General features: G+C 38.7%; 17 protein-coding genes. 2 read left to right on the top strand and 15 right to left on the bottom strand.

All coding sequences use genetic code 11. The features are described 5' to 3' along the window. Positions 1 to 106 precede the first annotated feature (106 nt). Both pssA and wecA read left to right on the top strand, forming a co-directional pair. The gene (pssA, locus tag QMA41_RS17415; RefSeq protein WP_281630286.1) at positions 107 to 1,447 is read left to right on the top strand and encodes a CDP-diacylglycerol--serine O-phosphatidyltransferase; all 1,341 of its coding nucleotides are present in this window, start codon (positions 107 to 109) and stop codon (positions 1,445 to 1,447) included. Positions 1,448 to 1,503: 56 nt separating this feature from the next. Beyond that, positions 1,504 to 2,577, top strand: coding sequence for a UDP-N-acetylglucosamine--undecaprenyl-phosphate N-acetylglucosaminephosphotransferase (wecA, locus tag QMA41_RS17410; protein WP_281630285.1), 1,074 nt, complete (start codon positions 1,504 to 1,506; stop codon positions 2,575 to 2,577). Between the two features lie 16 nt (positions 2,578 to 2,593). On the opposite strand, the gene QMA41_RS17405 is transcribed toward wecA, so the two are convergent. The 15 genes from QMA41_RS17405 to QMA41_RS17335 all read right to left on the bottom strand — a co-directional run bounded on the left by QMA41_RS17405 (position 2,594) and on the right by QMA41_RS17335 (position 21,481). Then, positions 2,594 to 3,814, bottom strand: a complete 1,221-nt coding sequence (locus QMA41_RS17405; protein WP_281630284.1) for a glycosyltransferase family 4 protein — start codon at positions 3,812 to 3,814, stop codon at positions 2,594 to 2,596. Positions 3,815 to 3,816: 2 nt separating this feature from the next. Beyond that, positions 3,817 to 5,331 carry an alginate lyase family protein gene (locus tag QMA41_RS17400; protein ID WP_281630283.1) on the bottom strand — a complete coding sequence of 505 codons (1,515 nt, stop codon included), beginning with the start codon at positions 5,329 to 5,331 and terminating at the stop codon, positions 3,817 to 3,819. A gap of 160 nt (positions 5,332 to 5,491) precedes the next feature. Further along, positions 5,492 to 7,609 (bottom strand): bi-domain-containing oxidoreductase, encoded by a 2,118-nt coding sequence (locus QMA41_RS17395; protein ID WP_281630282.1) that lies wholly within the window; start codon positions 7,607 to 7,609, stop codon positions 5,492 to 5,494. A 10-nt stretch (positions 7,610 to 7,619) separates the two neighbouring features. Then, the gene (locus tag QMA41_RS17390; protein WP_281630281.1) at positions 7,620 to 8,384 is read right to left on the bottom strand and encodes an AglZ/HisF2 family acetamidino modification protein; all 765 of its coding nucleotides are present in this window, start codon (positions 8,382 to 8,384) and stop codon (positions 7,620 to 7,622) included. Next, a complete protein-coding gene (gene hisH / locus QMA41_RS17385) occupies positions 8,377 to 8,994 on the bottom strand; it encodes an imidazole glycerol phosphate synthase subunit HisH (protein WP_281630280.1) in 618 nt (205 codons plus the stop codon). Before hisH ends, QMA41_RS17390 begins: the two co-directional genes overlap by 8 nt. Beyond that, complete coding sequence (locus QMA41_RS17380; protein WP_281630279.1) at positions 8,991 to 10,130, bottom strand: N-acetyl sugar amidotransferase; 1,140 nt, start codon at positions 10,128 to 10,130, stop codon at positions 8,991 to 8,993. Before QMA41_RS17380 ends, hisH begins: the two co-directional genes overlap by 4 nt. A gap of 9 nt (positions 10,131 to 10,139) precedes the next feature. After that, the gene (locus QMA41_RS17375) at positions 10,140 to 11,213 is read right to left on the bottom strand and encodes a glycosyltransferase family 4 protein (protein WP_281630278.1); all 1,074 of its coding nucleotides are present in this window, start codon (positions 11,211 to 11,213) and stop codon (positions 10,140 to 10,142) included. Next, positions 11,185 to 11,820 carry a CatB-related O-acetyltransferase gene (locus tag QMA41_RS17370; RefSeq protein WP_281630277.1) on the bottom strand — a complete coding sequence of 212 codons (636 nt, stop codon included), beginning with the start codon at positions 11,818 to 11,820 and terminating at the stop codon, positions 11,185 to 11,187. The genes QMA41_RS17375 and QMA41_RS17370 overlap by 29 nt, the downstream gene beginning before the upstream one ends. A 3-nt stretch (positions 11,821 to 11,823) precedes the next feature. Further along, the gene (locus QMA41_RS17365; RefSeq protein WP_281630276.1) at positions 11,824 to 13,044 is read right to left on the bottom strand and encodes a hypothetical protein; all 1,221 of its coding nucleotides are present in this window, start codon (positions 13,042 to 13,044) and stop codon (positions 11,824 to 11,826) included. After that, positions 13,002 to 14,105: a glycosyl transferase family 1 gene (locus QMA41_RS17360; protein WP_281630275.1), complete on the bottom strand. Its 1,104-nt coding sequence runs from the start codon at positions 14,103 to 14,105 to the stop codon at positions 13,002 to 13,004. Before QMA41_RS17360 ends, QMA41_RS17365 begins: the two co-directional genes overlap by 43 nt. A gap of 111 nt (positions 14,106 to 14,216) precedes the next feature. Then, positions 14,217 to 16,115: an asparagine synthase (glutamine-hydrolyzing) gene (gene asnB, locus QMA41_RS17355; RefSeq protein ID WP_281630274.1), complete on the bottom strand. Its 1,899-nt coding sequence runs from the start codon at positions 16,113 to 16,115 to the stop codon at positions 14,217 to 14,219. A gap of 1 nt (position 16,116) precedes the next feature. Next, positions 16,117 to 16,983: a nitroreductase family protein gene (locus tag QMA41_RS17350; RefSeq protein ID WP_281630273.1), complete on the bottom strand. Its 867-nt coding sequence runs from the start codon at positions 16,981 to 16,983 to the stop codon at positions 16,117 to 16,119. Continuing rightward, positions 16,980 to 18,656 (bottom strand): hypothetical protein, encoded by a 1,677-nt coding sequence (locus QMA41_RS17345; RefSeq protein ID WP_281630272.1) that lies wholly within the window; start codon positions 18,654 to 18,656, stop codon positions 16,980 to 16,982. Before QMA41_RS17345 ends, QMA41_RS17350 begins: the two co-directional genes overlap by 4 nt. Then, positions 18,634 to 20,139, bottom strand: coding sequence for a polysaccharide biosynthesis C-terminal domain-containing protein (locus tag QMA41_RS17340; RefSeq protein ID WP_281630271.1), 1,506 nt, complete (start codon positions 20,137 to 20,139; stop codon positions 18,634 to 18,636). The genes QMA41_RS17345 and QMA41_RS17340 overlap by 23 nt, the downstream gene beginning before the upstream one ends. 31 nt (positions 20,140 to 20,170) lie before the next feature. Continuing rightward, positions 20,171 to 21,481 (bottom strand): hypothetical protein, encoded by a 1,311-nt coding sequence (locus QMA41_RS17335; RefSeq protein WP_281630270.1) that lies wholly within the window; start codon positions 21,479 to 21,481, stop codon positions 20,171 to 20,173. Positions 21,482 to 21,583 lie beyond the last annotated feature (102 nt).

The raw sequence follows: 21,583 nt of genomic DNA, 5'->3' as shown, positions 1-21,583 counted from the left end.
ACAGGTTTTACAACTCGCATTGTCGAACTAGGATCTGGTAACTAGGAACTGCTAGCACATTTTGCTAATATCCTCGTCCACTTTAAGTAAAGGTAACCCATCCAACATGATGACTAATAGGAACTTATTCGAACAACTTCCTACTTTGGCGCAAGACCCAGCTCAGTTTGAGACACTTTATGCAGCTAAAGATTTTCGAATTCGCTTAATAGAAGCGATTCGTCAGGCAAGTAAACGAATCTACCTGGTTGCTCTTTACTTGGAGGATGATGAAGCAGGAAGAGAGATCTTAACTGAACTCTATGAAGCGAAACAGCGCAACCCTGGTCTAGAGATCAATGTATGTGTTGATTGGCATCGTGCTCAGCGCGGCTTAATTGGTGCAGAACCAGGCGAAACCAACGCCTCTATGTATACAAGCTTCGCGGATAGTTACGAACACAGAGTCCCTATCTATGGCGTTCCGGTTCGTGGGCGTGAAGTATTTGGTGTTTTGCACTTAAAAGGCTTCATTATTGATGACCAAGTTATTTACAGTGGTGCAAGTCTTAACAACATCTATCTCAACTACAAAGAGCGTTATCGTTTCGACCGCTATCATGTGCTGAATAACAAAGCACTGGCCGATAGTATGGTCAACTTTGTTCAGAAAGAGATGATCGACCACCCTGCAGTTAACAATCTGGCGTGTTCAAAGAAACCTGAGACCAAAGAGATAAAGGCGCAAATTCGCCAATTAAGGGCTTCCCTCTCCAAGTCCTCTTATCAATTTGAGTCTCAAGCGGTATCTCAAGAACAGGTTGCTGTAACGCCTATCGTCGGGGTGGGTAAAAAGCGTAATAAGCTTAATCAAGGTATCAATCAGTTACTCGCCCAGGCCAAAGATGAGATTTTCATCTGTACGCCTTATTTTAACTTCCCGCGTAGCGTGGCTAAGGAAGTAAAAAAAGCGCTAAAGCGTGGTGTAAAAGTGACTATCGTTGTAGGTGATAAAACAGCTAATGACTTTTATATCTCACCTGAGGAAGAGTTTAAAACCATCGGTGGTCTTCCCTACCTTTATGAGCGAAACTTACGTCAGTTTGCTAAGTCAAATGAAGCCAATATCGCCAGTCGCAAGCTTTCTATCCACTTATGGAAACATGAAGAAAACAGCTTCCACCTAAAAGGTATCTGGGTAGACAAGCGCTATATGCTGATAACGGGTAATAACCTCAACCCGAGAGCTTGGAGTTTAGACTTGGAAAACGCTCTCTTTATCCAAGACAATTTCCACCACTTAACACCTCAGTTTGAGAAAGAGGTAGAGAATATTCTTCAGTACACACAGCTAATTTGTACATACAGGCAGCTAGAGAAAGCAGAAGACTATCCTGATGCCGTGCAAAAACTGATGCGTAAAATTACTAGGGTCAGTGCAGATAGGGTGCTGAAGCAGATTTTGTAGAATTGTAATAATTTACAAAGATTTCATAATTTAGAACACAACCAGGCTTATTAACAGTGTTGATCCCATTTATAGATTTATCTTTCTTGTTTTTCTTTTCGTTGGCTACAACATTTACCATGCGGAAAGTAGCAAAAAAAGTTGGGTTAGTAGATAAACCAAATTCCCGAAAGCTACATAATGGAGCCATACCTCTAGTCGGCGGAATATCTATTTGTATTTCTATACTATATTTTTTGTTCAATAACCCAACTGTTTTACCTAATACAGCTCTCTATTCTGCTTGTATTATCATACTTGTTGGAGTTGGTGCTTTGGATGATAAGTTCGACCTTAGCTTTAAACTAAGATTTGCAATCCAAGCAGCACTGTCAGTAGCAATGATGATTCTCGGAGGTATAGAACTAAATACGATAGGGGATATTTTTGGAACAGGGGAGATTGTAACTTTAGGTTGGTTTGGATACTTAGTTACAATTCTGGCTGTTGTTGGTGCAGTTAATGCTTTTAATATGGTAGATGGAATTGATGGATTATTGGGAGGACTATCTATAGTGGCATTCGGAGGCTTGGGAGTGATGCTAAGTCATGACGGGCAATACAATCTTGCCTATATATGCTTAGTTTTAGTCGTTGTTATTATTCCTTATATACTATTGAACTTAGGACTGTTTGGTCGCAGAAGAAAGGTGTTCATGGGAGATGCAGGGAGTATGCTCATAGGTTTTACAGTTATTTGGCTATTGCTACTCTCCAGTCAAAATGGCACAAATCCTCCATTGCGCCCTGTAACAGCGCTATGGTTAATTGCCGTGCCACTCATGGACATGACTGCAATTATGATTCGTCGCATGCGTCGTGGAGATTCACCTTTTAAACCAGATCGAGAGCATCTGCACCATATTTTTCAAAGGCTTGGATTTAGCTCTACTCAAACACTCATTGCAATCTCATGTATTGCTACAGCCTTTGCATTTATCGGTATTTATGCTGAAATCAGGAGCGTTCCTGAATTTGTAATGCTATACAGTTTTATAATATGCTTCTTTGTATATCTTCTAGTCTTAAGCAATATATGGAAAATTACTACTTGGACCAAGGCTAAGTTAGGTAGATTAAACAATCTATAACTAATAACACCTAATTTTAGGATAGCTTCGCTAAGATATTGAGCATTTTATTAGCCAATACTTCTCTATTGAAAATTCTAGAGGATTTTATACTGGATTGTTTAAGCTCCTCTTTCTTATCTGGATTTCTGTACAGTTCCATTATAGCGTTAGATATTCCTTCCTTGCACTCAGGTTCAACAACTATACCCGTGTTATTCTTCTCGACTATTTCTGTCGCCTCCCCTTTGGGCACACTCATGATGACAGGAAGCCCCATCGCCATACATTCAAATATTTTTGATGGTATAACAGTTTCAAATAGAGGGTTATTGATCAGTGGAACGAGTGAAACATCACACAAAGACCATACTTGGGGCATCATTTCCTTTGGTTGCCGATCAATAAAAACAACATTACGCAAATTCTTTTTCTGAGCTGCAGTAATAACTTTCTCTTTTGCAGCACCTCCACCTGCAAATACAAATCGAATATCATCGTAACCTTGAAACATTTCGGCTACATCTATAATACCCTCTAATCCATGGGCCATACCGTGGGTCCCAACATAACCAACTACAAATTTACCTTCTAAGTCGTATTGCTGTGCTAACTTAGAGTCTTTACATTCGACTCTTTTATACCTAGATAGATCTACACCATTGAGGACTACACCTATCTTCTCACTATCCACTCCTCGAGCGACGAGCTCCTTCTTAAAGGAGTGCGTCACTGAAATAATACAGTCAGCCCTGTGATATAAAAACAGTTCTAGCTTTTCTAGCATCTGTATCAAATAACTATCTTTCATTGCTCCTACAGCGGTAATAGATGCAGGCCAGATATCTCGCAGCTCAAACACAAATGGAACTCTTTTCACTGCCGATAAAGCCCACCCTGCACACGCGCAGAAAAATTGTGGCGACGTGGCTATCACTAAATCAGGCTTTTTATGAAATAAGCCGGCAATAAATCCGGTAACCATAAATGACTGGTAGTCTAAGATGCGCTTTAAAAAACCTTCATTTGCCGTAATGTATGTTTTTACTCGAACGACTCGGATACCGTCCATATAACTAACATCATAGAGCTTATTTTTGTAGCCCTTGTAAACCTTTCCTTCTGGAAAATTAGGGGCGCACGTAATGACCGTAACCTCATGCCCTTCTTTTATCCACTGAGCCGCATGCTCATAGGTTCTTGATGCAGGGGCATTCCCTTCCGGTGGAAAGTTGTCAGTCAAAAATAGTAACTGCATGATTAGAACCTTATACGGATATGTTGAGAAGAGTCGATGATGGGGATACACAGCTTAGTCGTTGGCACTGAAACACCAAACTCAGGGCACCACAATACGGAATAAGAGGCAATAGATTGACTAGATTCAAAAACGATTTCTCGACCACAACCTAGTACCAACTTGGCTGTATTATTGTAGACAGTCACTTTCACATCAGGATGTAGATGATAGTGTGCGGTCGCTTTCGAATAGTCCCCCGTTAGATGGTCCGTTATTTCTAAACCTGTTTCACTAAATCGCCATTGGCGGCTATGGGTCACTTTGCCTTTTAGTCTTTCGTAACCGTTATGTGAGCAGGATATTAACAGCTCTCCGTTGGATTTTTCTATTTTGGCTTGAGTGGGATACGCTCTCTTAGCCACTCGAAAACCACTCCACACTTCAGAGGAGTCTAAGTCGTCGACCTCAACAGTATTATGGGCGGCAGTTTTTCGCTGCCTCGAACGTTCTTCACTAAGACCATATTCTCCTGTCCCCGTGTTCACAAACACACGCTGATCAAAAATACTCATTTCGAAGCTTAGCGTATCTGCATGCGCGTGCCCTGGGATGTAATCTGGTCCTATGCGAGCGACATCTAATATTGCTTTGTAGTTTCCTGACTGCGCCACAATATAACCGGAATCTCGATAATGGCGGTAGATGATAGTGTCGTCTGCATGTGCTTCGCCATTAATCGCATTTGTTGGTATACCTAATGCTTCGGCATATTGAGACAGTGATTGGTAGCGAGCAGCGATTCCCATTGCAGAGTCATTAAAAAAGGAAACTTCGCCATCTGGATGTTGGAGTGACTCCGAGTAGTCGAGCATTTTTTGAATCACTGACATCCACTTGCGTTTTCTTGATTCAACATTTTGAATAGCATATGTATTAGCTAAGTTATAGAGATCCAACATATCAGCAAGAATAATGTTGTGATACATGGGGCTTAACTCAAAATTTCCGCCGTCATCAAGAATCTGTTCAGAAACTTCAGCATCTATGATTTCGAGACCTTTTTTAAGCCATTCATCGGCGCTCTCACCTTTAAAGTAACAGCCCGCAAACACTAAAGCTTTAGCATTTGCAAATAAGTGGTTACCTAATAAATGATATTCTAAATTCTGACGGAGTACATGGGTTTGGAGATACAAACTTTGCCTACTATTATCAGCGTCATACTCATGTTTGTGAAAAAATTTAATCCAGTTCACTATTCTTAACGATAATGGGTAAGGCTCCCAACCATTGCCAGATAGGGGAGGGTTTTCTTTTATCCAAGAACTAATAAGAGAGACACAGGTGTCCCGTCGATTTGAAGAGCCAATCGCATTCAGATCATCAAAATAGTGCAGGTTATATAACCACAACTTAGATTTATCAGCGTCATTCCAACTACCGACTTCACCTTCCAAATTGAGGAAACGATACTTATCCTTTGATATATATGAACTTTTTATTAACTCCTTATCCTTCCACAGTTGTTTTTTCAATCTTAAAGAGGGCGTTGAAGAGAGTCTGAGATCTATTTTTTTAAATCGTCGTCGAATTCTATCTATCAACTGTATAGGCTTAAGGTGCCTGATAGTATGGAAAAGTAAGTAGATTTTTTTCATATTAAAAGGGGGGACGTGTTGCCCCCAATAAGAATAGTTAACGTAGTGATTGCGCAACTTGACAAGAAACCCTTGCCACTTCGACAATCTCATCGAACGGAATTGGAGATGGTAAGCCTTTGGTAATACTTTCAACAAAGGCTTTGGTACAATTGTCTTGGCCTTTATCTTGAGCCATTAGTTTAAGCTTACTAAATCCGTTCCACCCAAAACCATTCAGTTTACGGAAGTTATCCAACTGTAAAACCGCATTATTTGAGAACACTTCAATTCGCTCTTTAGGGAAAGATTTACCACCATTAGCAAAGTAGTGAATCGTACCAAATGAGCCATCCTCAAAACTCAGAGTAATAGTCGCTTTATCTTCTTTAATCGCGATCCCTGGGGCATCCCCCATACACACCGCATCAAAATCGACAATCTTAGATCCTGCTAAAAAGCGCATAAGATCAATATAGTGGCAAGCTTCCCCGATGATTCTACCACCACCAACCTCTGGATCTTGAGTCCAATGGTCGGCCGGTATTTCACCCGCGTTCATCGTCATGATGAACGTTTTTGGACCAATAGACTTAGACAACAGTTCTTTCATCTTCTGGACATGAGGAGCAAAACGACGGTTGTACCCAACCATGACTTTAGGTTTGGTGTTACTTTCATTATAAGCCTGCTCGATCTGGTCTATCTCATCCAGCTTTAATGCCAACGGTTTTTCGACAAATACATGCTTCTCCGATTTAATTACAGCAATGGTTTGTTCCGCATGCAAATGATGCTGAGTTGCGATCACTACCGTATTGGTTGACGCGTCTTTCAACGCCTCATTTAGGTCAGTAGAGGCTTTCGCAAACTCTAGCTTTTTACCATGGTGGACTGCACTGACCCCGCCACTGGTAACAACGGTGTCAAGTTTTGCACCAGCCTTCTTAAAAGCGGGCATTAACACTCTAGATGCATAGTTTCCTGCACCCACAAATGTGCAAGCAGCATCGGATGCATGATAGGTTTGTGCATTTTGAAGACTGACACTTCTTTTGGTCAGTTCACTTTCACTGGCGTTTGGATAGTCTAAAACGATTCCAAGCGCTGTCTTATCTTCTAGGCACTGATAGGCTTCTAAAGCATTGTCAATGGAATAGCGGTGCGAGATCAGTGGCTCAACATCCAGAGTACCCGACGCCATCATATCTAAAACAGCTTCAAAGTTTCTCTGTTCTGTCCACCGTACGTAGCCAATAGGGTAATCATTCCCTTTCTCTTCATATTCACTGTCATAACGACCTGCGCCATATGAACAGGAGACCTGAAAAGTCAGCTCCTTCTCAAAAAAGTCAGCTCTAGATAGCTCCAACCCGACAACACCGACCAGTACAATGCGCCCACGTTTGCGACACATCTTGGCCGCTTGAGATACAGGTTCATTGCTCTTTGTAGACGCAGTGATAATTACTCCGTCCACGCCTCTACCTCGAGAGAATGACTCCGCATGATGTATTGGATCTTCCCCTTGGGATAAGTCGACAGTTTCCGCCCCCAACTTTCTTGCAAGTTCACATTTAGAAGAATCAAAATCAATCCCGAGTACTCGACAACCATTAGCACGTAAAAGCTGCACCGTCATTAGTCCAATCAAGCCTAAACCAGTAACAACCACACATTCACCTAGTGTCGGCTTAACCAAACGTATTCCCTGTAATGCAATGGCTCCTAAAACGGTAAACGACGCGGCTTCATCGCTGACTAAGTCTGGCACTTTAGCACAAAGATTTTTGGGAACCCGGACCACTTCAGCGTGGTGGCCATTTGAAACAACTCGAGTTCCAACTTCGAGGCTTGTGCCTCCATTATCTAGAACCACACCAACATTACAATATCCAAGAGGCAAAGGTTGATCGAGTTTTGAACGAACAGTATCAATAGTAGGAGCTAAACCATCAGTCTTAATTTTTTCCAAAACCATTTTGACTTTATCTGGCTGTTGTCTCGCTTTGTCTATGTAACTCGCCTTTCCAAAATCAATCAGCATTCTTTCGGTACCAGCCGAAACAAGGGTTTTGCAGGTAGAAATAAGGATGTTTCCAGATTTACTTTGAGGACAGGGAACATCAACAACATTAGTTTCACCGTTTGCGATGTTTTGAAGCACTTGTTTCATACTTAACCTATCAATTTTTAAATAATGAATTTTTTTCTTCTAAGTTGGGATAATTGATAAGTACTGCTCTGTATTTCCCTTTAAACACAAATAAGCTACCCGCTGCAACACCGATTGGGGAGTACTCATCAATAACGTTTTTTAAGTCTTGGTGAGACCCTGCCCCGCCGAGATAAGTTAGAGGGACACTAACCTTACTGCGGAGTTTTTCCAAAAGGTTAGTATCGTAGCCCGCCATGGTGCCGTCAGCATCAATATTGTTGATAATGATCTCTCCAACACCTTGTTGCTCGAACGTTTTTATGAGAGAGAATAAATCTACAGACGTACTTTTCTTACCGTTATGGGTATAAGCTTTGTAGCCACCAAGGAACCTCTTTTTGACATCCACTACGGCAACAACACTTTGATTTCCCACTTGAGAAGCTATTTCTTTAATCAGTTCAGGCCTATCTATAACTGAAGAGCTCAATGCCACTTTTTCAACACCGAGTGACAAGATCCGCAAAGCCTGCTCAACGGTTTTGACACCTCCGCCATAACAGAGGGGCATACGACATTCACTAGCCCAATTTTCTATCGACTGATAGTCTGGCTCTTTTCCTTTTACCGTGGCGTCAATATCAACGATCATTATTTCGTCTGCTTCCTTCTCATTAAAGATACGGACAGCATTCAAAGGGTCACCGACGTACTTATCATCTGAAAACTTTGTCGTTTTAATTAGACCTTTATCACGTACAAGTAAAACAGGAATGATGCGAGATCTAAGCATTTGTCGCCTCGTAAAAATTTTTCAGTAATGTCACACCGTTATGATGGCTTTTCTCTGGATGGCATTGAATTCCAAAAATATTTTCTTTTTGCACAATACAGGCTATCTCATTCGAGTACTTTGATCTCGCCACGGCGCAGCTAAAGTCTGACTTAAAGTGATAAGAGTGAAGAAAATAGAAAGAAGGCTTTGATTCAATGTCGTTAAATAACGGACACCCCCCCCCTATCAACTCCAGCGAATTCCACCCCATATGAGGGAGCGGAAACTTAGTATCAGTGCGACTGAACTTCACAACTTGAGTATCAAGCCAACCCAACCCTTTAGCCTCACCTTCTTCACTGGATACAGCCATGATTTGCATGCCCACACAGATGCCAAGTACAGGTCGTTTTTGGTTAAGGACAAGATCATCGAGAGTGTCGCGCATTCCTGACTCGTTCAGTTTTTGCATCGCATAATCAAAAGAACCTACCCCGGGTAAAATAATATGCGTTGCTTGTTTTAACGACTCATTATCTGAAGCGAGAACATGTGGAATGCCTAAGCGCTTATATATGTTCGCAAATGCTCGAATATTACCTAACCCATAATCGACAATGGCGATCATCGTTTACCACCCTTTTCAATACCCAAGTATCTGAGTACTTTTGCCCCAATATCATAAATGCCTTGTTGCGATTTATAGCTTTTATAGGTCTTATTAGGCGCATCAAAATAGGATTGAAGCTCTTCCGTCGTGATACCGAGTTTATTTGATACAAATTCAAACTCTTGCTTAATTTGCTCATCGCTCATCGCTGGGTTTTCGAGCTCTTTAAGCGCTTCATTACGAGTCATTTGCCCTGTTAAAATCAGGCTAGAAAACTGTACTTTACGTGTATCGTATCCAAACTTCTGTGGCAGCCAATAGCCCTCATAGAAGCGGGTAAATCTAGATTCAAAGTGCTTTTGAGGGTAACGTTGATAGCCAAACTTGTCTTCCAATAGCTTAGTAGCTTCCTCTTTATCGTATTTCATAAAGTCTAAAGGTCTTGTGACTTTTATCCCTTTAAAGTACGGAAGGTAGAACTTGTGCCATAGAATATTTGTGACTGGGAATCGTTTTAGGGGTCGGCTTCCAAACTGGCTGTGAATGTCTTTTAGCTGTCTTGAATCAGACTGGTAATACATCCACTCAAGAGGATTTCGTATACATTCAGTAGAGTAGTTACCGCCAGTCAGAATATTTTTCACTCCATGCTTATCAGCAAACTTATACATGGTTGCAAAAAACGCGTGGTCTTGGGGAGTATCAATATGAGAGACGCCAGATTTAAAGAAAGAAAGCTGCAGATCTTTCATTTCTTCCCAGTCTATCACTTCGGTATACAAATCAAGGTCTAGGCCATCAACCAATCGTTCAATATTGGTTACCGCTTCCTTAGAGTTCCAACCGGCATCGACATGAAAAACAAGTGGACGTAAACCCAGCTTCTCTTTTGCTAAGTAAAGAAGGTAAGAGCTATCAATGCCGCCACTCATGCCGATGATGCAATCGAAGTCTTGCCCTTCTCCCTCTTTTTTGATTTTTTCTGCCAATTGTTCAAGCTGCGAATCATCCAAACCCTCAGGATTCCACTTTGGCAAAATATCGTTTAAATACGTATTACAATGATCGCAAACTCCATTGTCATCGAATACGATTTTCGAATCGGTGGTATCCATAACGCATCGAGTACAAATTGTATGTGTGATACTGCTCATTAGCTCCTCTCAGCTCTCATCAACGCAAGATAAGTTCGTGTTTTCAATTGCGTCTACAAACCCTTGTACCATGTTTTCAATGGTACAGAATCGTGAATAATAGTTATAGGCATTTTCACCCATCTTGCGAGCTAAATGACCGTCATTTGAAAACCTAACAATTTCCTTCTCGAGCGCCATTCTATCATCGCAGAAGGCACCATTGATGTTATGTTTTATGTTTGACTTTTCGCCACCGCTTATTGCATCCCGATGAGTAATAATGGGAACACCAAAACCTAGGCTCTGCAGTACAGATAGGCCCGCTTGCCCATAAGAGATAGAAACAAGCGCTTCGTTGTAATACTGAACAAGATCATGAGGGTTCTCGAGTCTACCAACAAAATCGACACGCTCCGCGATACCGAGACGATTAACCAAGGCACGAAGTACGTCGTTCTCCTTTCCATCGCCAACAAAAGTCAAGGTAATATCTTGTGGTATGTATTCTAAGGTATTTTTATAAGCTTCGATTAGGTCAGTGTTCTTCTTACGTTCGTCTAAACTACCGACAAAGAGTAATCGAAACTTGTTTTCGTGCTCATAGGCTTTTGATTTGTTCTCGACATCAAAAGTATTGTTGGCAACATAGAGATTGTCGGGGTTTAACCCACGAATAACAAAGTCTCTCCGTGCTTCAGCCGTGTAATAAACATTGGCATGCACCATTTTTGATAAAGCCATTCTTACATGGTTTGCTATATTGCTTTTTGTTATCCACGCGCCCCAAAGGAGGATTTTTTTATGTTTAAACAAGACTTTATTAAAAAGCAAAGTCAATACTGTAGAAACCCACCGAACATCAAATAGCAGAATGACAAAGTCATATTCTTTGCTAAGGCACTCTTTTATCAGCTTTTTCTGTAGAAAAAATGGCCCCATTTGGCGAGTTGGGACAATTATCTCTGAGAAATTATCATTTTCATTTACACTAACCTCACCAGAGTGTAACACCGTGACATCGTAGTGTTTTGCAAGCTCGTTAAAAAACGGTTTTCTATAATGCAGGATATAGTTATATCCTATTAGTACTTTTTTCTTCATTTTTATGCTTATTAATAAAAGTCAACGGCGATTTAATATCTTGGGCTAATTGTTCCAGTTTCGATTCTTCAAGCTCCCACCATTTTGAAGCAAGTAACCCTTCGATGACTTCTCTATCGAATCGATATCTAATAAATCTGGCTGGGTTGCCAGCAACAATAGTGTACGGCTCTACGTCTTTGATAACAACACTACCCATTCCAATGACAGAGCCAGTACCTATAGTCACACCCTGCTTGATTAGCACATTTTGACCAATCCAAACATCATGACCAATTGTGGTTGACTTCACTGCCTCACGGGCATGAGTGGAAAACTTCTTTGTAACGCTATCGCGACCTTCATAAAACACTGGTGAAGTCGATACCCATTCCATGGGATGCATACCACCACCAATGATCACACCATTTGCTATCGAGCAAAATGATCCTATCGACGTCGTGCTAATTTCACAATTATATCCGCAGAAAGAGTGCCTACCCATACTGCTATTCACAACATTTGATCCCGATTCTACTTTCGACGTCGAGTGTATCTCACTGTTTTTTATAGCTGAAAGTCTTGCCTTTTTAATAACCTTAGATAGATAGTAAAACAATATATTCATGATTTATCCTGACAGTTTATTTCCTTGGGGATCCATGGTTGACCTGCTATAAATAACACTAATGACATAACACCACATCAATATGCCGTCGGCCCAGCCAACACCTATTCTTCCTACATTAAGAAATAACAATACCAGTACCAATGGGTATATCTCACGTGGATAACGGAAAAATAAAGCCAATGTTAATACCAATGGAAATCCAAAAATAAAAAATCCAGTCAAGCCAGACTGACTAATAATCATGAGGTAAGTATTTTCAGAGCCATTACCGAGTAAAACGTTAAGATACGTCCCTGCACCAAATAACCATTGAGTCAATGTGTAATTATCCAACTCGTGAATATAACTACTCCAGAAGAATACACGATCAACGTGTGAAGAGCTGCTAAAATCAAAAGAGGCTAGTATTCTATAAAGCATATAAATATTATTTTTATCAAAGTACTTTACTGCTAAGTATCCAAACAAAACACCACCAAAAAGCATGATGGTTATTGCTTTATAAAAGTCCTTAGTTTTGAATTTAACTCGGAGTGCAAGAAAAAAATCCAATAGAATAATAAATCCAACAAAAAGTATAACTGTTCTAGAGCCTGACATTAACGATGAAGCAATAACGATCGACTTAATAAATAGTCCCGATTGATATTTTCTGACATATAAAAAGGCAAAGAAAAGAAAAAATCCACATTCTTTTGAATAGCTAAACAATCCTTGTAGCCTTCCGTGCTCATATTTATTCTCTGCAACAACTTTGATTAAGTAATCATGTGTTGCTAGTTCATACGTCATAACCAAAAAGTTAACAACGAGAACAATTCTTAACACCTTATATATAACATCGTTGTACTTATAAAAAGAGAGCGCAATGATCATGGCAATAAATGGCGCTATCTCTGATTGATAGGTTCTAACTTGATCTAGAGAAAGCTGGAAGACAACAAAAACTATAAGTATAGATTGAAATAAAAAGTCAAGTCTCTTTTTCTTTATATTGTTTACTATGCTAACGAATACCACTGACGCAACGAATAGAACCGCTACAATTCTAATCGGCGGTATCTTATAAGTAAAAAAAGCGGAAGTGACAAATCCAACAAATAGCAGGCAGACAGAGAAAATATCTAAATGTCTACTCAGATAGTTAAATAAGACAAAAGCAAAGTGGTCAATTCTCCCTACAATGCTTGAAGCATTCTGTGTACCTCTTGAATAGTACATTCCATACTCCATTTTTTTCTATCTTTAATTACATTTTCCTTACACAGGTTTAATTGCTTGTGTAAAGACAGTTTTTCTATGCCAGTCCTTAGGCCTGCGATATCTCCAAACCTGACCGCACTACCATATTGACTACCATTGATAATATCTATCGCATCACCTTTAGGAAGCGCCCCTAATATAGGTAATCCCAAATTAATATATTCATATAGCTTTGATGGTACACACATACCATAATAATCTTTTTCTAAGCTTACAAAGCCAACATCGATATTTTTTTGCATAAATTCGATAAATTCACTGTGTGGCATGTTAGGCACCAAATTAACCCTAGGGTCAACAATGGAGTTTATTGGTTTGTAGTTTTCTGAATTACCAATAAAATATAATTCCACATCAAGTTTTCTTTGATCTTTGATTGCCTCATATAGTATTTCAGGCTTTTGTGTTGGACTCATCAAGCCCGCATAGGCGATCCTGAGTTTTCTGTCGCCTCGATCTAGGCGTTTAACTTCACAAGTAATACTTTTATGATAGCCGAAATAGTTATTCTTTATCTTATTGGAAAGATGGGAAAAATTCTCTGATAGAAGGGCGGCATAACTCATGCTGGAAGTCAAAACAAGATCAGCACATTCCATGTACTTCTTCTGTACTGATGCGCGACCAATATGAAATTTATAATCTCGCCTCATGCCATCGGTGTATCCGTAATTGAGTGGGTCTCTGAAGTTAACAACAAGTTTACAGCCCACTTCTTTTTTTAGTAGTGCACCAAGTTTGATCATTCCAAGCTCCCCACCACATGTAGCGAAGAGTATGTCATTAGAAGCAATTCGGTCTTTTAACAAGTCGAAAGCGTGCGCAACCCATTTGTCTAAGTAATCTTCGTAATAACCGATACGTTCTAAAAGTGAGCTTAGTTTTTGCCTATGCTGGCGCTTGAAAGGCACCATTAACACGTTTTCTTTAAACTCTTCTTCGAACGACTCATAATTTGGCCTAACAACAACCACGTCCCAACCTAGCTGGGTAAGATGCTCAACTGCTCCTCGTCTCATTAGGGCTCCGCCACCGGCGTCATATGGAGCGTAAGATCTAGTCAGATAATAAACCTTTCTATTCATAAATAAAGTCATCGAATCCTTGTGCTGAAGAGAGTGTAAAAGTGGTTATTTGCTTGGAGTAATCCATACCTCTTTCCATTTATACAGACAAAACAGGCGCCATACCAAAGCCCAATCATTATGCTCTTTATTCACATAACTTTGATAAAACTCGTATATGGATGATGCGTTAGTGAAATCAAACAGTCCGTTCAATTTTATGTCATCAAACACTTTATCAAACTCAGGTTTAAGCTCGTTGCGCTGCCAACTTTCCTGTGGCGACACAAAACCAGTTTTATCTTTCCTCTCATAGACTTCTTTAGCTACTTTTCCTTTACAGAGTTGGCGTAGCTGAGCTTTAGTGTCTCCTTTGATTATCAGCGCTTCATCGGGCAGGGAAAAAGCCAACTTTACTAGTCGGTAATCAAGGAAAGGTAGCCTAGATTCTAAAGAGAAATACATTGAGTTTTTATCTTCATAACGCAGGTACTCTCTCAATGCGGAGAACGACAAGTTGCGATAGAGACGAGATTTTAGTGGCGTAAAATCTTTACGCGAATGCTTCTCTCTTTTCCGCTCATATGAGCCATTGAAGAAGTTGTATTTATCTTCTTTAGACATATACTCAGCCAGCAAAGTTTTAGCAATCCAGATAAGTGAGCGAGTTAAGTTCATCTGCTTATTGGTCATAAAGGCACGTAGCTCACTCAACAGGAGCCTAAATTTTCGCTGTCGTAATAATGTCGAGAAATAAAAACTATAGTGTTCCGTATATCCTGTGAATATTTCGTCCGCCCCCTGACCATTCAAAAGTACTTTCACCTTCCCTTGCTGCGCAACATCTTTATAAATTAGATATTGTGATAACACGGACAGGCTTCGGAAAGGCATCTCTTGCACGTGTATCAGCTCTTCAATGTTCTGAAGTAGATCACTAGGCCTAGGATAGATATAGTTGGGTTCAAAGTGTAAATATTCAGCATTTTTTCTGATGTATTGCTCTTCAGAGAAGCGGTCATCGTCAAACACAGCAGAATAAGCTTCAAAGTTATCGAGCCCTTTAATCGAATTAATCATGCCAACAATCAGAGAAGAATCAATTCCGCCACTCAGCAATGAGCCAACGGGAACATCAGATCGCAGTCTCAACTGAATAGCGGCTTTAAGCATAGACTCTATATTATTAATAGGGTCATTTACCCCACCTAGGTCATCTTCTCCCCAGTACTGGCTGACTTGAACACCAGAAGGTGCCACTTTTATATAGTGACCAGGTTCTACCTGTTTTACACATTTAAAAAAGGTCGATTCATCAAAGTCTGTTTCCGAGTAGCGAATATATTGATATATCGAGTGTTCATCATACTCGGCAAGTAGCCCAAACGGCTTAAAAAACCTCACTTCAGACGAAAAATACAAACCATCAGGGCTTTCAACATAGTAGAGAGGCTTCACACCAAATCGGTCTCTGACAAGAGTCAGTTCATTAGTATCTAAATCATAGATTGCGGCTGCCCACATCCCATTGAACTTTTCAAAGGCTTTTTCTTTCCAAGTATTGTAGGCCGCAAGAAATACTTCGGTATCGGTATGGGTTTGAAACTCGACTCCCTCAGCAATAAGCTCTTCTCTTAACTCGAGATAGTTATAGATTTCGCCGTTATAGCAAAGCACTTTATTTCCAACCTGAAATGGCTGATGGCCTTGAGTTGACAACTCAATAATACTAAGACGCCTATGTCCCATGACAAAACGTATATCATCAACCTCACGAATATCGATAAGTTCAGGAATATCCTTGTCGGTATCCTCTCCTTTCGCAAAGGCATGTTGATTTTGGTTATTTAAATATAAAAAACCTTCATCATCCGGACCACGATGCGCTATTTCAGCGTGCGCTTGATAGTATTCTTTCCCATTAAGTGATGTTGATGAAGAAATAAAGCCAGTTAAACCACACATATTAAGCCTTTACAAATTCGACAATTTTCTTTGTTTCTATTCTAGGGGGCTTGTTAACCACTTCTTTTGGATTACCAACTAATATAGTTAAGCCACAATAAAACTCGTTTGATAAATCAAATTTCTTTTTCCAGTAAGCTTGTCCATGGTCTAAATGCTCAGAGGCGTAACAGCAACACGTACCAAGGCCAAAATTCTTGGCTTTAAGAACAAAGTTCTGGGCAAACATGCCAATATCAATCATTGCAGCATATTTTTCAGAGTAATTATTAACATTGTAATAAATGAAAACTCGATATGGTGCGGTAGCAAACATACTTGCGTTACGAGCACCTTCTCCATCAAAGTCTTGAGTATGGTTTACAGCCACTTTGATCAGAAAGGCTTGGCGATTACAAGATGCAGATGCCATTTGGCCAGAGTTTATACATTCTATAATCTGGCTTTCAGGAGGTGTACCTTTCTTCCAAAAACGTATAGACGGAACGGCAAGTTCTGGTAACGCTTTGAAGACATTATCCCCTGATAACATTTGGGACGTTTTCGCCTTAGTCCAAATATCATACTTTTCTAATACTTCATATGCCCAGTTTGAGATTTCCTTAAAATCTACATTTCTTTTATCCAATTCACTCAAAAGAGAAGCTAGATATTCCTTTCTGGCGGCAGCTCTTCCAGGAGAGTATGGGTTCTTTACCGCTTTATCTAATAAATGAGCTTCATGTTTAATTTTGCATATCAAGTAAAAGTTAGGGTAATTTGATACATCTTGACTTGCCGCAAGTTGGAACCGAAGAGGGTTGATACTGCCAACAAGAAAGGAGTCCTTAACTCCCTTCAAGAATCCTCGAATACGTTCAGTTTTCATAGGTATGTCACGCTATACTCATTGTTTGGGGTGTCTATCTCTAGTGATTTAACAGAAATATCACCAGAAATAGAGCTAAGCTTCCTACTATAGCCTTTATTTATTCTCAAAGGAACCGAGAACTCTAACAAAGGCGTACCATTTATCAAAACACGTTTTCCTTCGATCGTCATAATATCTGTTGGCTTGTGTGAAAATTGAAAATAGCAATCTGTATTATTTAAAACTTTAAATTTCAGTGTTATTTTGTTTTCAAAGTTAACCGTTACATTTAATATGGTTTTCTTTACTTCACATTCATGACCACACTTTCCTCCTGGGAAGACATAAGCATTATTAACTTTCAGGTCAACAGAGTGACTTTCTATATCTAACATTTCAAATTTCGAAGGGACATAATATTTATTATTAACTTTAAAGTAAGGCATATAACCCAAGTAAAGCTTCGAATATCTAGATCGTAAATATCGCTCAGATATCTTTCGGTATACTTTATACCATATCGAGTCATTTTCTTTTTTAAGTATAGACTTAAAGGGAGGGCTAGGAACGAAACCACTGTGGTGAGCATAGGGGAATAAGGGCATATAACGATTGTCGTTCGGCCGAATGGGCGCGAGCTGATGCCCAAGCAGATTCATAGATATTTCGTAATCTTCACGCTTCACTTTGAGAAAACCGGAAATCGGGTCTAGAAAAGTGTATTCTGGACGTTGTTCTTGATCTATATCCAAAATTGATCTCGACTGGATGATATCAGGAGAACAGGATATCCTAGATAGCGAATAAAGCTCATAAACCATAGGATAAACGTACGAATCCATACCATCACGATTATCCTCACCTATTTGAAAAGGGTTGATAGCAAGCTTGGCACAAGAGGGGGCTAAATAGCTTTGTTCAAACCTATGTATACACCTCTTCCAAAAACCAGTAGCTTGGTCTTTAAACATTAGTTTTATGGCCATATACAACGATGCTTCACCATAAATTAGGTCTGCAGAACGACCATAGTAGGCGCTTCTACCACTATTTGACGCTATATTCAGTATAAAATTAAAGCCTTTATGAACCATTGGTTCTAAGCTTTTATCATCCAGCAAGACCACACAAGATGTTAGGATTTGTAGATTTCTACTATGATAAGCTAAATCTGGGCAACCTTGATTTCCATTAAAAGAGTCGAATAATACGCCTGATTTTGATTGTGTAGCCTGTATGACATTCAGCGCGCCATTTGGACATGAGATATTCACACCCAATTTTTCTTTAAAATATAAGCAATTAAAGTACCTTAGATAATAATAATCGGTAGCTTTTGCTTTGATTTTATTTTTTAGAATATCAGAATGTTCAACAAGGAATTTTTGTATCTTTAGTTTTACTTTCTTATCTTTTGCATAATAGTGAGCCAAGCATAATGATTCAATAGAAAAATCGGCACTGTCTATCCCTAGGTTATTGTTCCACTGCATATTTAGATAACTAAGTGACTCTTCTAAGTAGTTGAAGTATTGACCATTATTAGAGTTTTTTGCCAAGTAGTTAATCAGGCATAATACATAAGCACCAATATGATATTGACCTATATAGGCGTTATCAAAAATATCTTTACTAACATAATGCCTTTCATGTGCACTTATGAACAATTTATCGAGATTGAACTCTTTCATTCCAGATTCTTCTTGTTATTTGTATGATTTGGACTTTACTTTCATTCTTTTGTAACAAGAACAAAACTAATGCGACAAAAATCGCCAAGACAGCCTTAAGAATATATGTAACATAGGTAATCGTATCAGAATTATCTAAATACCTTAACAAAATGACGCTAAATATTCCCACTAGGACTATCAACGCTAATTGCTTATATGCAATATTTATCGGACTAAGCTTTTGAGAGAAATAACATAACCAAATTGTATACACCATCATACTCAGTAAAGTACTTAATGCTGCAGCGTACATTCCATAATATGGTATCAATACCAAGTTAGAAAAAACATTTATTATAGCTTGAAGAACTGCCCCAGTTGATATGTATAATGTTGTATTATGATATGATATCACATTGGTGAAAACACGATATATACCACTAAAAATATAGACCCAACCCAAAATATAGAATATATCAGATACAGCTTTGTACTCATCACCAAACGCTATATTAACAAAGAACGGAGTGAATATTGAAATGATGAAATACATAAAGATCAATATTGTTAAGTAAATATGAACAAAGTCAGACATTTTCTGCTTCGCTCGCTCAATGTCTTCTGTCATTCCAGACATAGCTAATGGGCCTTGAATACGTGTAATTGCATCATTCACTATATATAAAACCAAAGTCAGTTGAGCTGCTATTGAATAAACCCCGACTTGATCTAAATGGCCATAATACGATAGTATTATCCTATCTGAAAACATTGCTACCCAACCAGCAATAATATTTGGGATAAGTGGAATGGAGAATTTAAGACTTGTTTTTATGATTTCAATATCGAATGATAATATTAACAATTTACTTTTTATAACAATCAAAAAAACTAATACAAACTGAATTAAGCTAATCAGAAAAAGTGCATAAAACCTAAATTCCCAACTTTGTTTACTAACAACTATGAAATACATCGTTATTAGTAATGTTAATAATGAAAATAATATGTTGAAAATTGCCAATCGTTTAACATAAAGATTCGCAGACCATAAAGAGGTAAGCATGACTACAAGTTGGCTAAATAGTTGGCTAAATAGTAGGGCAGGGATTACTAAGTCACTGGCTTTCGGTAATGAAAAAACGCCTGGTTGAATAAACAGCCCCATAGTTATACAGGCTCCTCCCCCCCATAATAGTACAAACCAAAAATGCGTACTAAAAAAGCAAGCCATTCTAGTAGGTGACTCCGATTTAACTTTATAATAATATCTTGTAAAGGCAGCATCTAAATACAGTGAGATAACTACAACTATGATTCTTCCCAAAGACTCATATACGGACAAAGAACCAATTTCTTCTTTAGAAAAATAGCTTGTATAAACAGGAAGTAAAATAAATCCTATCAGCTTAGTCGATACGCTACTAATAAGATACCACGGAGCTTTAGTTATATATTTTTTAAAGTGGCCTCCTTCATGAATTTTCGTTTCATTAATCATTCACAAGTCCTAATAAAATTATAACCAACTATCATAACAACTCATCCATTTTTTTTGAAAGTTCAAAAACCTTTATGGTCCTTTCTACTTGATCCTGATCTAAAACTCTTAGACCTCGAATTAAGTTAAGAATATTGATATTTCTAATCACATACTTAGATAATTGTAAAATTCCAAAATTTCTTATAACATCATAATTTTTATAATTTGAGTAGCAAGAATCATTTAGAACTGGTTCTATTTCTGACACCGCCCTTAAATGATTTTTGCCATCATCATAACCAATAATATCACCAATGATTTTTTTTCTATTTACGGTAACATCTTCATCTAAAGATATAGCTTCTATAAATCGACTGACATTACTCATCGAATTATTTAACTCATCATAGTTTTCAATGATAAGACTACCATTTGCCGTTATATCACGAGTAAAATCCACTCCACTTGGGTTAAACAAAAACGTCTGTTTTCCTAATAACCATGCTTCCATACACGTTGTTGTTTCATACCCGCCCCAAATATCACATATAGAAATCAAGTCACTAATAGAATAAGTACAACTCCTTGGTTTGGAGTAGTAAACATTAGGAAGATCCTTTATTTTCTTAAACTCGTCGTAATAGTACTCCATTAGACCGGGGTGAGGCCTTGCAATAAAAAAGGTACGCGGATTATTAGTGACAAGGTCATAGTAGTATTGAGTCAACAGTTTGAAGTCTTTCCGGTGTAAGTCTATTTGTCCCGGACGCATACTTGCAAGCATGGCTTTTTTATTTTTCTCGTAGAATTCTGTTTCATGAATTTTATCGAACCCCCACCCTGCAAGGCCTACAAATGCATCATAGTCTTTTTCTACATTTTGTTCATTAATAAATGCTTGCTTGGATTTAAACGAAATCAACTTATAACGGTCGAACCCTACCCCTCCCGAAACAACAACTTTCTCTTCCAGTTCAGGAAAGTACTTCAATATCAAGTCTTGACTACGCTTGCTCCAAACAAGCATTTTTTCAAAATAAATTTCTCTTGATAAATTGTGGCCCCATGTCATTTCTTTAATAGATTTTTCCCTAAGATTACCCTCTGCAATCAGGCTTATCACCTTGATACCTAGTCTTTTAGCTTCTTGACACACTTTATGATTTACACGAGCACCTTGAAAACTAGTAATTAGAAGCACCTTAGGGCGATATTGACATAAATAGTAGAGATGTGAAAAAATATCACCAGTAATACATGTATAACCCTTATTACGGAGTTCCAAAATTATAGGGGCAACAGAAAAACTATCTCTTTCGTTTCCTGGCCATTCTAAGTTTAGTACATCAATTTCTTTCATTATTTTTTCATTATTTTTTATAAGCAATGTGATTGTAAACATCCTATTGGACAATATCTCACAATTTAAAGTTTTAGCGTATCAGCATGTATTATGTCGATT

Source organism: Vibrio sp. St2, from assembly GCF_947311885.1.
GTDB classification, from domain to species: domain Bacteria; phylum Pseudomonadota; class Gammaproteobacteria; order Enterobacterales; family Vibrionaceae; genus Vibrio; species Vibrio coralliilyticus.
This window is presented reverse-complemented; position numbering and strand designations above follow the sequence as displayed.

Coding starts and splice junctions, on each gene's coding strand:
- pssA (WP_281630286.1), top strand. CDS start 107: ATGATGACTAATAGGAACTTATTCGAACAACTTCCTACTTTGGCGCAA.
- QMA41_RS17405 (WP_281630284.1), bottom strand. CDS start 3,814: ATGCAGTTACTATTTTTGACTGACAACTTTCCACCGGAAGGGAATGCC.
- QMA41_RS17395 (WP_281630282.1), bottom strand. CDS start 7,609: ATGAAACAAGTGCTTCAAAACATCGCAAACGGTGAAACTAATGTTGTT.
- QMA41_RS17390 (WP_281630281.1), bottom strand. CDS start 8,384: ATGCTTAGATCTCGCATCATTCCTGTTTTACTTGTACGTGATAAAGGT.
- hisH (WP_281630280.1), bottom strand. CDS start 8,994: ATGATCGCCATTGTCGATTATGGGTTAGGTAATATTCGAGCATTTGCG.
- QMA41_RS17380 (WP_281630279.1), bottom strand. CDS start 10,130: ATGAGCAGTATCACACATACAATTTGTACTCGATGCGTTATGGATACC.
- QMA41_RS17375 (WP_281630278.1), bottom strand. CDS start 11,213: ATGAAGAAAAAAGTACTAATAGGATATAACTATATCCTGCATTATAGA.
- QMA41_RS17370 (WP_281630277.1), bottom strand. CDS start 11,820: ATGAATATATTGTTTTACTATCTATCTAAGGTTATTAAAAAGGCAAGA.
- QMA41_RS17365 (WP_281630276.1), bottom strand. CDS start 13,044: ATGTACTATTCAAGAGGTACACAGAATGCTTCAAGCATTGTAGGGAGA.
- QMA41_RS17360 (WP_281630275.1), bottom strand. CDS start 14,105: ATGAGACGAGGAGCAGTTGAGCATCTTACCCAGCTAGGTTGGGACGTG.
- asnB (WP_281630274.1), bottom strand. CDS start 16,115: ATGTGTGGTTTAACTGGCTTTATTTCTTCATCAACATCACTTAATGGG.
- QMA41_RS17350 (WP_281630273.1), bottom strand. CDS start 16,983: ATGAAAACTGAACGTATTCGAGGATTCTTGAAGGGAGTTAAGGACTCC.
- QMA41_RS17345 (WP_281630272.1), bottom strand. CDS start 18,656: ATGAAAGAGTTCAATCTCGATAAATTGTTCATAAGTGCACATGAAAGG.
- QMA41_RS17340 (WP_281630271.1), bottom strand. CDS start 20,139: ATGATTAATGAAACGAAAATTCATGAAGGAGGCCACTTTAAAAAATAT.
- QMA41_RS17335 (WP_281630270.1), bottom strand. CDS start 21,481: ATGAAAGAAATTGATGTACTAAACTTAGAATGGCCAGGAAACGAAAGA.